The 14,527-nt window shown below is 48.8% G+C and carries 7 protein-coding genes; 1 reads left to right on the top strand and 6 read right to left on the bottom strand.

Going from position 1 to position 14,527, the window contains the following annotated elements:
- Positions 1 to 266: 266 nt before the first annotated feature.
- The 5 genes from ACFW2W_RS12545 to ACFW2W_RS12525 all read right to left on the bottom strand — a co-directional run bounded on the left by ACFW2W_RS12545 (position 267) and on the right by ACFW2W_RS12525 (position 12,687).
- A complete protein-coding gene (locus ACFW2W_RS12545; RefSeq protein WP_378178145.1) occupies positions 267 to 2,315 on the bottom strand; it encodes a response regulator in 2,049 nt (682 codons plus the stop codon).
- 183 nt (positions 2,316 to 2,498) lie between these two features.
- Positions 2,499 to 3,110, bottom strand: a complete 612-nt coding sequence (locus ACFW2W_RS12540) for a chemotaxis protein CheB (RefSeq protein ID WP_378178142.1) — start codon at positions 3,108 to 3,110, stop codon at positions 2,499 to 2,501.
- A gap of 381 nt (positions 3,111 to 3,491) precedes the next feature.
- Positions 3,492 to 4,328: a CheR family methyltransferase gene (locus ACFW2W_RS12535; protein WP_378178139.1), complete on the bottom strand. Its 837-nt coding sequence runs from the start codon at positions 4,326 to 4,328 to the stop codon at positions 3,492 to 3,494.
- Positions 4,329 to 4,420: 92 nt separating this feature from the next.
- Positions 4,421 to 11,140, bottom strand: a complete 6,720-nt coding sequence (locus ACFW2W_RS12530; protein ID WP_378178136.1) for a HAMP domain-containing protein — start codon at positions 11,138 to 11,140, stop codon at positions 4,421 to 4,423.
- 716 nt (positions 11,141 to 11,856) lie between these two features.
- Positions 11,857 to 12,687, bottom strand: coding sequence for an Npun_R2479 family HD domain-containing metalloprotein (locus ACFW2W_RS12525; RefSeq protein ID WP_378178133.1), 831 nt, complete (start codon positions 12,685 to 12,687; stop codon positions 11,857 to 11,859).
- 1,124 nt (positions 12,688 to 13,811) lie between these two features.
- Here ACFW2W_RS12525 and ACFW2W_RS12520 point away from each other — a divergent pair.
- Positions 13,812 to 14,405, top strand: a complete 594-nt coding sequence (locus tag ACFW2W_RS12520; protein ID WP_378178130.1) for a hypothetical protein — start codon at positions 13,812 to 13,814, stop codon at positions 14,403 to 14,405.
- A 24-nt stretch (positions 14,406 to 14,429) separates the two neighbouring features.
- Here ACFW2W_RS12520 and ACFW2W_RS12515 read toward each other — a convergent pair whose 3' ends face one another.
- Positions 14,430 to 14,513, bottom strand: a complete 84-nt coding sequence (locus ACFW2W_RS12515; RefSeq protein WP_378173273.1) for a hypothetical protein — start codon at positions 14,511 to 14,513, stop codon at positions 14,430 to 14,432.
- Positions 14,514 to 14,527: the final 14 nt, after the last annotated feature.

Genomic DNA, 14,527 nt, shown 5'->3' with positions numbered 1-14,527 from the left:
AGGGTTTTGAGCTATTTTAGCTGTTTTTCTTGCACCTAACCACCTTTTTTCGGCCAGACAAGCTCTAGAGTGTGATCTTTTCCGACTTATTCAGCAAGCCCTATGTATAAGCTTTGCGTAAGTCCTGTTCGTAAGAATTGCCCTAGGATCTCGCCTCACGAATCATTTAGGACTGCGATATCCGAACCTAATTGGTGTAGAAACCCCGATCGGGGATTGAAAGAAAGATGGGTGTGCAATAGCGAAGCGCAGAAAAAGTCAGTTCGCTACACGTCCGCGAGATTTATACTCAGTCCCGCCAAGCTTGCCACAGAGGCAATTAATTTGATTGCCTCAACGGGTTTAGGCAGGTGGATCTGGAAACCTGCTTCGAGTGCCTGCGATCGCTCCTCACCCCTGGCATAAGCAGTCAGAGCGATCGCGGGAATCCTAGTTTCTCCCCGCTGGGCTTCCAAAGCTCTAACTTTGCGGATCAAGCCATAACCGTCCTCATTCGGCATTCCAATATCGCTCACCAGTACATCTGGTTTTAATTGTTCCAGGGCTTGGAGCGCTTCCTGAGCCGATGCCACAGCCGTCACTTGAGCGTGGTATTGTTCTAGCGCCGCCGTCAAAAAATCGCGGGTATCGGTATCGTCATCCACCACCAGCACCTGCAACCTCGCCAGAGAGGGAGGAGACGCGATCGCCACTTCGTCACCTGAGGATACCGGCTCCAAAGCGCAGGTCTTGAGTCGGTCAGATGCCACTGGCAGCTTCACAATAAACGTTGCCCCTTTCCCTTCTCCCTCACTTTCTGCCTCAATCGTGCCGCCTTGCAGTTCCACTAAGTTGTGGACAATTGCCAAACCGAGTCCCAATCCACCATAGCGCCTAGTGGTGGTGCTATCTGCTTGACGGAAGCGATCGAAAATATAGGGGAGAAACTCTGAGCTGATGCCTACCCCAGTGTCACTGATGCTAATTTGAGCGCGATCGCCACTATTTAAAAGGCACACCTGCACCTTTCCTCCTGAGGAAGTGAACTTGATCGCATTGGAGAGTAGATTCCAAACAATTTGCTGCAAGCGGTTAGGATCGCCAGACACCAGTTCCACCGAGCGATCGAGTACGCTTTCCAATTGAATTCCTTTATCCTCAGCCGCCGGACGAACCGCATCCAGCGCCGCCTCAATCACGGGTACGAGGTTGACTTGGCAGATATTTAAACGCAGCTTCCCGCGAATAATCCGCGAGACATCGAGAATATCCTCGATCAGTTGCGCCTGTAACTTGGCGTTGCGCTCAATCGTTTCCAGGGCACGGGTTGTCGTCTTTTCATCATACTTGCGACTGCGGAGCAGTTGAGTCCAACCCAGCATCGAGTTGAGGGGGGTGCGGAGTTCGTGAGAGAGGGTTGCAAGGAACTCATCTTTAATCCGGTTCGCCGCCTCGGCTTCCTGTCGTGCCACCTGCTCGCGGATCATCTGAGCGCGGGCTTCCTCTGCGGCTTTGCGCTCGGTAATGTCTTCTAGGGTGCCGACATGACCGATGAGTTCGCCTGTATCGGTCAGCATCGGGGAGGAGCGGAGGTAAACCCAACGCAAGATGCCCTCCGGAGTTTGGGAGCGAAACTCGTTGGAGCATTCCTGACCTACGCTCATGCAGGTAGACCAATGTGTAAAGACGCGATCGCGGTCTTCTGGATGCACCGACTGCAACCAACCTTCTTCATATAGCGAGGCTAAATTTTGCGTCTCTACATCAGGTGTCAAGCCACAAATCGCTTGGCAGCGCGGGTTAGCGTAGGTACAGCGCCCTTCAATATCGGTCATAAAAATGCCCAGAGGCGAGCAGGCACTTAACGAGCGAAAACGCTTTTCACTTTGCTTAAGTTCTGAGTTGACAGCGGTAAGTTGTGCCGCTTGTCGTTTCACCTCTGCTGTTTTCTTGAACAAGTCAACAAACACCCCCACTTTGGAGGTTAATATTTCCGCCTCCAGAGGTTTAAGCAGGTAATCTACTGCACCCAGGGAATAACCTTTGAAAACAAGGGAGTCGCTGCTGCTGAATGCGGTCAGGAAAATAATTGGCGTGTGGCGCGATCGCTGTCGTTGTCGAATCAGCTTTGCCGTCTCAAATCCATCTAGACCGGGCATCTGGACATCAAGCAAAATCACGGCAAAATCCCGCTCAAGCAGACATCTCAAGGCTTGCTCGCCCGATGTAGCTCTTACCAAATTTTGACCGAGGCTGCCCAGTATCGCCTCCAAAGCCAGTAAATTTTCTGGATGATCGTCCACTAGGAGGACGTTAACTATTTCTTCGGGCTGCATTTTCTGGAAGGTCGGGATTTGTTTGAGCGGCTTTTTCGAGAGTGTCACCGTTTAGCTGTTTATACAACTATCCAAAGTTACAAATTTTAGGAACTAGAATCCAGGGTTTTTAGATGAAGATTTGATGTTTCCAGATTTTGCTGTTGAACTACTGGGGTTTTGGTGTCACATATCTTAATTTTTTCACCTCACAGCAGATTGACAAAGGTTGACTAAAAGAGGAGCAATGTCTTGGAGCTGCAAAATCCAGTCTACCGTTACAGATGCGATCGCTGCTTCTGGCATGATCCGGCTTTCTGCTGTTGCAGGCTCTTGTACTATAGCCCGTCCGCCGCGTGCTTTAATTTTTGCCAAGCCTTTCGCACCATCCTGACTCGCTCCGGTTAAAATCACCCCGATAACTCTCTGTGCATAAGCATCAGCCGCCGATTCAAACAGCACATCAATCGACGGTCGGGCATTGCATACAGGAGCCTCGGTTGAGAGTGCCAATGTAGCGATGCCTCCGTACCGACCTTGGCGGTGTCCCCATGCCTGCCGGGGTTCCACCAGTAAGTGATAATCAGCGGGAGCCAGGTATACCCGCCGAGGCAGAATTTCTTCTTTATCTTCCGCCTCCCCCACCGGCAAAGTGCTGTACTGCTGGAGAAAAAAGCTCAGCGTGTTGTCAGAGGCTTTGTGACGGTGTTGTACGACAACCACAGCCGCTGGGAAAGTATTTGGCAGACCGGCGAGCATTACGGTTAAAGCTTGCAACCCACCTAATGATGTGCCGACAACAACAATATCAATCATCCATACTCACCAATGAATCAGTAGATGGGCAAAACTCAATGGAACGGGTGGGTAGTGAGGATGCAATAATTATTGTCAGGATTTCCGATTACCTACTACCCTTGATCTAAAAAAGCGGCTCTTCATTACTTGGTATGCTAAAAAGTTGATTCCAAAACTTGAAAGGCTTACCTAGCAAGGTATAACGATTTTGGACTGTATTTTCTATTTAATAAACGCTAAATTGGCTTAAATTCATGGCTAGTATAGCTTGTGGCGCTTCTTGACTATAAATTTAGCATACCAACTACGGAAGAGCCAAAAAAGCTCATTCCCTCCGTTTTATGCCATTTATGTGGAAAATCTGGCATTTATGTGGCATTTTTAATATGGAAGTTTTAATTAGCCCAATTTTCGGTAAATCTTTTCATGATTTTCTAACTCCTCATAGTGTTTTTCGTACAGAGTGGTTTTAAGGGATTCCTGACGACCTAACCCTAAAATTCCAAATCTACAGAGACTATCGTACAAAAGATTGTGAACCCGTTCCTGAAGAAATGGATTGAAATAGATTAAGACGTTGCGACATAGGATGACATTGAATTCATTAAAAGAACCATCGATAGCCAAGTTATGTTGAGAGAAGACAATGTTTTCCTTGAGGGATGCGCGAAAAATAGCGCTGTCATAAGCAGCCGTGTAATATTCTGAAAAAGACTTAATCCCGCCTGCTTTGAGATAATGCTGAGTATATTCCTGCATTAAATGTAGGGGAAAAATGCCACTTTTGGCTTTTCTTAATACCATTTCATTCATATCAGTTGCATAGATGCGGCAACGGTGATAAAGCTCTTCTTCTTGCAACAAAATGGCGATTGAATAAACTTCCTCGCCGGTTGAACAACCTGCACACCAGATCCGAATAAATGGATAAGTTCGCAATAAAGGAACAACTTTGTTTCTAAATGTTAAATAAAAGGTGGGATCGCGGAACATGGCGGTCACGTTGACGGAGAGACCGAGCAAAAACCGCTCCATACAGTTCGGATCGTGGAGGACTTTTTCCTGAAGCGCGGATACACTGCTTAAATGCTCCGCACGAATCGCGTTCCAGATGCGGCGCTTGAGTGAAGCGGGAGCATAGTTTCGGAAATCAAACCCGTAGTAACGATACACGCCCTCCAATAGCAACTGAATTTCAATATCTTCAAGTTCGCTGCTATTTTTGGGCGTGTTCATAAAGTAAAAAGTAAAAAGTAAAAAGGTAAAGAAACAGACACAAAGAAACAGAAAGAACTTTTGCCGTCTTCTTTGCCTTTTTTTCTTTTGCCTTATCGATAGAGCCAGACGCGCAGCAGGGAGAGCAATTGCTCGGTATCGACAGGTTTGGTGATGTAGTCGGACGCACCGGCTTCGATACACTTTTCGCGATCGCCTTTCATGGCTTTGGCGGTGAGAGCGATCATCGGTAGTGCTGCGAATGAATCGAGCTGGCGAATGGCTTGCATGGTTTCGTAGCCATCCATTTCCGGCATCATCACATCCATCAGGACAATATCAATGTCGGGGCGCTCTTGCAACTTAGCAATGCCATCTCTGCCATTTTCGGCATACAACACTTCCATTTGATGGAGTTCCAGCATACTGGTGAGGGCGAAGATGTTCCGCACATCGTCATCAACAATCAAGACTTTCTTGCCAGTCAGAACCGGATCGGTTTGATGCAATTGTTCCAGAATTTGTTGTTTCGGGCGGGGTAAATTTGCCTGCACTCGGTGGAGGAACAAGGCGGTTTCGTCCAAGAGACGTTCTGGCGATCGCACGTCTTTGATGATAATCGTTTCGGCAATGCGCTTGAGTTCGGTTTCTTGTTGCTTGCTTAATTCCCTGCCGGTATAAACAATGATCGGTAGTGTATTCAGGCTAGGCTCCTGTTTAATTTGCTCCATCAACTCAAATCCAGTCATATCCGGCAGTCCCAAATCTAGTACCAGGCAATCATAGTGCCCGGTTCTCAGCTCTTCGAGTGCCTCTGTCCCAGTGCCTACAGCCGTCGTCTGCACGTCGCTATTGCCGATAAGCTCGACAATGCTGTGGCGTTGAGTTTCATCATCTTCTACGACCAGCAAGTTCTTGACGGGGCGCTCGACGAACCCCTTAATGTCAGACAGCGCCTGCGCCAAAGCTTCGCCGCTGACAGGTTTTTGCAGATAAGCGATCGCTCCTTGTTGCAAGCTGCGCTGCTGGACTTCTTCGACGGAGATGATATGGACTGGGATGTGACGAGTGCCTGGGTCGTGCTTCAAACGGTCTAGCACCGTCCAGCCATCCATCACCGGCAACCGAATATCTAGCGTAATCGCATCCGGCTGATATTCTCGCACCATTACCAGAGCCGTATCGCTTCGCAACGCCACCAGCGCTTTGAAGCCCTGTTGTCGTGCCATATCCAACAAGATCCGAGCAAAATTGACATCGTCTTCTACAATTAGCAACACGCGATCGCCCGCTTGGATGTCATCCCGGTCATCGCTAATTTCAGCTATGTGTGCGGAGCGGGGGTAGGGACTAGCGGCTACACTGGCCTCTCCGGGAGTGGAGGAGCGATCGCCGTCGTTTCGATTCGCCGGTGGGGTCGCCGGTCGAACATCAATGGTCTGAGGGGTACTGGGTGCGACGTGATTCCTCATTCCTGGAAGGATACTTCGCACCTCAGGACTGCTCATTCCTGCTGCCCCATCTTGATAAGCCTGCGGCAAATAGAGGGTGAACGTGCTTCCCTGTCCCGAACTGCTCACCAGACGAATTTCTCCGCCCAGCAGTCGGGCAATTTCTCGACTGATTGACAAGCCCAAACCCGTACCGCCGTATTTGCGACTCGTCGTCCCATCCGCCTGCTGAAAAGCCTCGAAAATAATTCTCTGCTTATCGGGTGCAATCCCAATGCCTGTATCGCTGACGGCAAAAGCCAGAACAGTTTGGGCGCGATTTAAAATCCCCTGATCGGAACTCCAGCCGCCTGTCGCCACCTCGCCTTGCAATCGGACTGTACCCTGCTCTGTAAATTTAAATGCATTCGAGAGCAGATTTTTCAGGACTTGTTGTAACCGTTTCGAGTCGGTATACATCCCCTTGGACAGTCTTTCGTCGAATTCCACGGTAAAGGTGAGTCCTTTGTCGTGCGCCACTTGCTGGAAAGTGCGTTCCATCTGGCTGCGTAAATCTGTAAATAACATCTGGTCAACGTCCACTGACATGGTTCCAGATTCAATTTTTGCCAGATCCAGAATGTCATTAATCAGCCCCAACAAGTCGGTGCCTGCGGCATGAATGGTGCGGGTGTATTCAACTTGCTTCGGTGTCAGGTTGCCATCTGGATTATCAGAAAGTAACCTTGCCAAAATTAACAAGCTATTTAGCGGCGTCCGCAGTTCGTGGGACATATTCGCTAAGAATTCCGACTTGTACTTGGAGGTGAGTGCCAGTTGCTCGGCTTTTTCCTCTACCGACTGCCTTGCCTGTTCGATTTCCCGATTTTTGCGCTCGACTTCGCGGTTTTGCATGGCGAGTAGGCGCGATCGCTCTTCCAGTTCTTCGTTGGTTTGCTGCAACTGTTCCTGTTGATTCTTGAGCAGTTCCTCGGATGCCTGGAGTGATTTCGCTTGTTGTTCCAGTCGCTTGTTGGTTTCTGTGAGTTCTTTTTGCTGGGTTTGCAGTTCTTCTGCTAGTGCGGTGGACTGTTTGAGCAACTCTTCGGTACGCATCGAAGCGGCGATCGTGTTCAGAACTATGGCAATGCTTTCGGTGAGTTGATCGAAGAAGGTGAGGTGAATCTCGCTAAATCGGCGGAAAGACGCCAGTTCAATCACTGCCGTTACCTGTCCCTCAAATAGAACGGGTAAGACGACGGCATTGATTGGGGTGGATTCCCCTAAGCCAGAGCTGATCTTGATATAGTTGTCCGGTACCTCGGTAAGCAGAATTCGTTCTTTTTCCAGGGCGCATTGTCCCACCAAGCCTTCACCCAAATGAAAATGGTTCGCCAAATGCTTGCGCTCTCGGTAGGCATAGGTACTCAGCAGCTTCAAGAACGGCTGATGTTGTTCGCCGCTTTCCATCAGGTAGAAGACACCGTGTTGTGCGGATACCAGGGGAGCAAGTTCGGACAAGATGAGTTTAGAAACAGTCTCCAAATCTCGCTGTCCCTGTAGCATCCGGGTAAACTTGGCGAGGTTGGTTTTTAACCAGTCTTGCTCGGTATTTTTCTGGGTTGTTTCCCGCAGATTGGCAATCATCTGGTTGATGTTGTCTTTGAGGATGGCGACTTCGCCTTGTGCGGCGACGGAAATCGACCGGGTGAGGTCGCCTCTGGTGACTGCGATCGCTACTTCTGCGATCGCTCTTACCTGGGTAGTTAAATTCGCCGCCAGTTCGTTTACGTTATCTGTCAGCGCCCTCCAAGTGCCAGCAGCACCAGGCACCTTCGCCTGTCCCCCCAACTTTCCTTCAATTCCCACCTCCCGCGCCACGGTGGTGACTTGATCGGCAAACGTTGCCAGCGTATCGATCATCTCGTTGATCGTATCGGCTAAGGTTTCAATTTCTCCCTTCGCCTCCAGCATCAGTTTTCGCTTCAAGTCGCCATTGGCAACTGCCGTCACCACTTTGGCAATGCCTCGCACTTGCGCGGTTAAGTTCCCTGCCATTGAGTTCACGTTGTCGGTCAAATCCTTCCAGGTTCCGGCAACGCCGCGCACCTCCGCTTGACCGCCCAATTTGCCTTCTGTGCCCACTTCTCGCGCCACCCGCGTCACTTCCGAGGCGAAGGACGAAAGCTGATCTACCATCACGTTGATCGTGTCTTTGAGATCCAAAATCTCGCCTTTGACATCGACGGTGATTTTCTTGGAAAGGTCGCCATTTGCCACCGCCTTCGTGACTTCAGCGATGTTCCGCACTTGTGCTGTCAGATTTCCCGCCATCAAGTTGACGTTATCGGTCAAATCTTTCCAGGTTCCGGCAACTCCTCGGACATAAGCTTGCACGCCCAGTTTTCCTTCCGTTCCCACCTCTCTCGCCACCCGCGTCACTTCCGAGGCAAAGGAGTTGAGCTGATCCACCATCGTGTTGATCGTGTTTTTTAGCTCTAAAATCTCGCCCTTGACATCGACGGTAATTTTCTTGGATAAGTCGCCATTTGCCACCGCCGTCGTCACTTCCGCGATGTTCCGCACCTGCGCGGTCAAGCTTCCTGCCATGAAGTTCACCGAATCGGTCAAGTCCTTCCAGGTTCCGGCAACGCCCTTCACCTCCGCCTGTACGCCCAGTTTGCCTTCCGTTCCTACCTCTCGCGCCACCCGCGTCACTTCCGAGGCAAAGGAGTTGAGCTGATCCACCATCGTGTTGACGGTGTTTTTCAGCTCTAAAATTTCACCTTTAACATCGACGGTAATTTTCTTGGATAAGTCGCCATTCGCCACCGCCGTCGTCACGGCGGCAATGTTCCGCACCTGTGCCGTTAAGCTTCCTGCCATAAAGTTCACCGAATCGGTGAGATCCTTCCAGGTTCCGGCAACCCCTCGCACATCTGCTTGCACGCCCAGTTTCCCTTCCGAACCCACCTCTCGCGCCACCCGCGTTACTTCTGAGGCGAAGGACGAAAGCTGATCCACCATGATATTAATCGTGTTTTTCAGCTCTAAAATTTCGCCTTTAACTTGGACGGTAATTTTCTTGGACAAGTCGCCATTAGCGATCGCAGTTGCCACTTCCGCAATGTTTCGCACTTGTTCGGTGAGGTTCCCCGCCATCGAGTTCACCGAGTCGGTCAAGTCCTTCCAGGTTCCGGCAACTCCTCGCACTTCTGCTTGCACGCCCAGTTTCCCTTCCGAACCCACCTCTCGCGCCACCCGCGTTACTTCTGAGGCGAAGGACGAAAGCTGATCCACCATGATATTAATCGTGTTTTTCAGCTCTAAAATTTCGCCTTTGACATCGACGGTAATTTTCTTGGACAAGTCGCCATTTGCTACCGCCGTCGTTACTTCCGCGATGTTCCGCACCTGCGCCGTCAGATTCCCCGCCATCGAGTTCACCGAGTCGGTCAAGTCCTTCCAGGTTCCGGCAACGCCGCGCACCTCTGCTTGTACGCCCAGTTTTCCTTCGGTTCCCACCTCTCGCGCCACCCGCGTCACTTCCGAGGCAAAGGAGTTCAACTGATCCACCATCGTGTTGACGGTGTTTTTTAGCTCTAAAATCTCCCCTTTAACATCGACAGTAATTTTCTTAGAAAGGTCGCCGTTCGCAACTGCCGTCGTTACTTCCGCGATGTTCCGCACCTGCGCGGTCAAAGAACCCGCCATGAAGTTCACCGAATCGGTCAAGTCCTTCCAGGTTCCGGCAACGCCGCGCACCTCCGCCTGACCGCCCAGCTTTCCATCTGCGCCTACCTCTCGCGCCACCCGCGTCACTTCCGAGGCGAAGGAAGAAAGCTGATCCACCATGATGTTGACGGTGTTTTTCAGCTCTAAAATTTCCCCTTTGACATCGACGGTAATTTTTTTAGAAAGGTCGCCATTTGCTACCGCCGTCGTTACTTCGGCGATGTTCCGCACCTGCGCTGTCAAGTTCCCCGCCATCAAGTTCACCGAATCGGTCAAATCCTTCCAGGTTCCGGCAACTCCACCGACTTCTGCCTGTACGCCCAGTTTGCCTTCCGTACCCACCTCACGCGCCACCCGCGTTACTTCCGAGGCGAAGGAGTTCAACTGATCCACCATCGTGTTGACGGTGTTTTTTAGCTCTAAAATTTCCCCGCGCACATCGACGGTAATTTTCTTGGAAAGGTCGCCATTCGCCACCGCCGTCGTCACTTCCGCAATGTTCCGCACCTGGGAGGTTAAAGAACCCGCCATAAAGTTCACCGAATCGGTCAGATCCTTCCAAGTTCCTGCTACTCCCTTGACTTCTGCCTGACCGCCCAACTTCCCATCTGCACCTACTTCTCGGGCAACTCGCGTTACTTCCGAGGCAAACGAGTTCAGCTGATCCACCATCACGTTGATGGTGTCCTTCAAATCTAAAATTTCGCCTTTGACATCGACAGTGATTTTCTTAGAAAGGTCGCCATTTGCTACCGCCGTCGTTACTTCCGCAATGTTCCGCACCTGTGCTGTCAAGTTCCCCGCCATCAAGTTCACCGAATCGGTGAGATCCTTCCAGGTTCCTGCTACTCCCTTCACTTCTGCCTGACCGCCAAGTTTACCTTCCGTACCCACTTCTCGCGCCACCCGCGTTACTTCCGAGGCAAACGAGTTTAGCTGATCCACCATGACGTTGACGGTGTTTTTCAGCTCTAAAATTTCGCCCTTGACATCGACGGTGATTTTCTTAGAAAGGTCGCCATTTGCCACCGCTGTGGTCACTTCGGCGATGTTCCGCACTTGAGCGGTCAAATTTCCTGCCATCAAGTTGACGTTATCGGTTAAATCCTTCCAGGTGCCTGCAACGCCCTTCACTTCTGCTTGCACGCCCAGCTTGCCTTCCGTGCCCACTTCACGGGCAACCCGCGTTACTTCCGAGGCAAAGGAGGAAAGCTGATCCACCATCGTGTTGACGACCTGTGCGGTTTGGAGAAATTCCCCTTGCAAGGGTCTACCTTCAATCTCCGGCGCGATTCTCTGGGATAGGTCACCATTGGCAACCGCCCGGATCACGCGAGCGGTTTCAGCGGTGGGTTGAACTAAATCTGTAATCAGGGTATTGACAGAATCTACACTAGCTGACCAAGAACCACCTGCCGTTCCAATCGAAGCCCGCTGGGCGATTTTGCCTTCTTTCCCAACAACCGTGCTGATCCGTTCTAGCTCATTCGCCATCCTCTCATTCATCTCAATGATGTCGTTGAGCGTATCGGCAATTTTCCCAGCCATGCCAGTCTGGTCAATCGGCATACGGACAGAAAAGTTACCTTTTTTAACAGCTACGAGCGTTCTCAGGAGCTGTTTGGCATCGAGATTATCGGTATCGGCGGTTGCCTGTGCAGTTGGCATAGCTTTATCCTTCGAGGATGGTTACTTTTTGTCGCAGCCTGAGTAACTGGTTCAAAATTCTGTCATATCAATGATGATTCTGACGCACTGCGACCCTTGTTGAATACTTTTGGGCGACTCAAACGTGTTAATTTCTCGTTACAAGACGCAGGCTGAGCATTGCTACTTATCTTTACAACAGCCGCGTTCTCGCTAACCAGTAGAAGTCCTTAAGGGTTTTCTTGAGAAGCTAAGGGATTCCCAAAAAATCACCTTCTCTCGGCTGATGGTGGCTCTAGCCTGCAAGTAAGGATGCCGTTGAAAACGCTTTTTGAGCATTGTGGCGGTATTTCGACAGGATTTAAGCAATAGACTTCACGAATATGGTTGTGGCTAGCCAGAGGTCGCTTGGCGACTCCTAGCGAGGAGAAACTTGTGTCTGCGTAGTCGGTCTAAGCAATTGTTTTGAGGCTGCGTAGATGCTTATTTTCGGAGACTTGTTTGAGTTTATGAGTACAGGGTCGCTGTGTCAGTCATTAATATATCAAGAATCAGTTGGGTTGAGGGATAGATACACGCGGGAGAGGAGAGAGGATGCGATCGCATCCTCATTTTCTTCCCAAGCCGCGTAGCTCAGAAATGAAGACAATTTTGTAGTAGCACCTCGTGTAGGTGCTACTACAAAATTTCAATTGTCAGCAACGCTAAACTTTGAACATGAACTTTGAGCATGAACTCTATTCGTGTTCTACCACGAATATATTGGCGTAGAGGTTTGCCAATATCTGCTTTCCCTCTTGCGTCAGCTCTAAGTAGCGCAATCCATCCTGGATGTAAGGATAAACGACATTCCAGTAAAACTTCGGGTAGTTTCTCCGCAAATCTCCGGGAGTTTTGTAGCCTAAGGTTTTATTTATCCCCGTTTCTTCAAATTCATAGAACAATCCACTAATTTTTTGCAAGTAGCGCGGATCGCTAAGTTGACCAATTAAATCGGCGGCGCGAATTAAGCCGGGAAAGTTATTAGTATCTTGATGATCTTCATCTGCTGGCACGGGAAAACGAGTTAACTCGATATTGCTCTTGATCGTTTCTGTATCTATTAGTTGGTGACCGCCAAAACGCTCCTCAATAAACAGTTTTCCGCGATCTACATGGTAAGGTGTAAGGCTGGCATCGGTTAAGCCGGTCGGCAGCGAAATGAGCAAGTTGTCGATACCTGTGGCATACACTCTTTCACCGGGTCGGTCTTGCAGGCAAACTCCCTTCACGTAGCCGATATCATGGCACAACAAAGAAATGATGCAGTGCAACCAATCTTCGCAATAAACTCCGCCAAAGCGGATATGTTTGCCCCGCAGAATTGCCTGTCCCACTAAGGTGACAAAGATGGTGTGTTCGACGTTGTGATAAAGGGCGTCGCTGTTAGCGATATTTTCCAGAGCCATATTTCCAGCCCAAACGATGATATCGGGGTAGTCTGGTTTAAAACCGCCGTAAGTGCGGCAGTAGCCAGCCCGCAGGCGTTCAACGAAGGTATCAATCATCACCATTGTGGGATTAAACATCTCTAGTCCCCTGATAAAATTGAGAGCGCAGTTAGAAAATTCAACTACCGGAAATCAATTGTTATAAATTGATTAAAATTTCGCGAGATATACTTATTGGTTTAAACACACTCTTCTAAGATGTTTATTTTTTATTCATTTCCTAAATTAAAACACGCCTACTTGCTACTTATATCAGTAGTTTTACTTACATTTCCGCAGAGCGCAACCAGGAAAGCTCAGAAGTTTTGAGTGTTTTTTCAGGCTGTAGCAAAACTGAAGAAGCTAGAGTCTTCAGTTTCCCTCACCCCTGTTACACATCAGACCTGATTAGCTCAGGAAACCCCAGGAAAGTTCAGGAAATATCCACTTTTTCCTCGGTTATCTGCTAGAAATTGTTTTTGCTTGCACATTCCCAGGGTTTCTCAAGATGGTGTAATACCATTTCACTAATTGCCTGCAACAGAGCCGACAAATTCATGCGATGGGAGCGCCGCTACTCTAGTAATAGGGGGGACAAAGAGAAAATCGCCAGTGTAGCGTTAGTAAAGTGAATTGGTGTAAGAAGATTGAAAGCGGGAGAGGCTGACGCTTTTTTTGCTAAACGGCTACCTCCCTCAATAGCCAAGACAGCCCAAAAAGAGCGTGACGCTTTAGCCTCAGCCATAGGGATTTCCTGGTAGAGCTTGGGAAGAAGGAGTCGTTGGCTCAGCGGGGTTTTGTCCGCTTCATTGCCATTTACGGGCTGTGGCAGCTACATTTTTATAATATGAAGTAATCCTAGGCTTACTGTTTGGTTGAATTCATAAAAAATTATTAAATATACGCAACGTGCAATTTTAAATTAGTCTTTGACCCCCTCAGTTCCTATTTTAAGAGAAAGAACGGTCAAGATTTTTATTGACGGGAACTGGGAGTGCTATATAAATATAATCAAGCAATATCCCCAAAGGAACCTTGCTATTTGGAATCAGCTAGTAAAATTTACTAAATGTTAAATATAACAATCTATTTGATTTGTAATCTATTTTTTTACGAACCGCTAAAGACGCACTAGCGTTAGTGAAGCCATGCGTTCTCTTCGCTATAGGACAAGGGAGAAAGATAAAGAAGAGGATTTCACGAATTACTTAGAATTCCTATACATGAAACAGCACTTTCAAGGAAATATGGAAATTAACGAAGCATTAATATTGGTAGATAATTTAATTTTTCTTCAAACAGGAAAACACTTGAACGATCTTGAAAGAGAAGTGTTTATAGGATCTTGGGAAGGAAAGACCTATGAAGACATTTATCCTTTAAATCCTCAATACGTAGAAAAAGATGTTGGCTATAAATTATGGAAGAAGCTTTCGACTGTTTTGGGAGAAAGAGTTAGCAAAAAGAATTTCAAAGGAGCAATAGAACGCGCCCAGAAGCAGGAGTCAGACTCAGCAGAAATGCCACCGCTCATGAACCAGAACCCTTCCCAAAAAGGGGCAGAGATACTTAAGAGAATTTTTATCTCGCACCGCGCACAGGAGCCAGATAGGGGACTGGCAACTCAATTCTACGAAACCCTGAATGCTTCTGGATACATAGCCTTTATGGCGAGTGTAGGGGCACCTACAAGGGATGTCGAGAAAGGCGATCGCCAGGGAGATTCCTACGAAAAAATAGGATTTTCAGAGCCGCCTCTACTTTCTCAAATTGATACAGAATTGCAGCAATGCGACTACTTTTTGCTGCTACGGTAATGTTCTAGACGTGTGGCTCGATAGTTAAATTAACAAGCCAAACTCATAGCGATTGATGAACAGTCCAATCACCACATCATGTAGCCAAATGGACTTGGAAAAACAAATCGTCTTGCGAGTGA

Source organism: Coleofasciculus sp. H7-2 (genome assembly GCF_042747725.1).
Classification (GTDB): domain Bacteria; phylum Cyanobacteriota; class Cyanobacteriia; order Cyanobacteriales; family FACHB-T130; genus FACHB-T130.
Note: the sequence above shows the minus strand (reverse complement) of the source record. Positions and strands in the feature narration are given on the sequence as shown.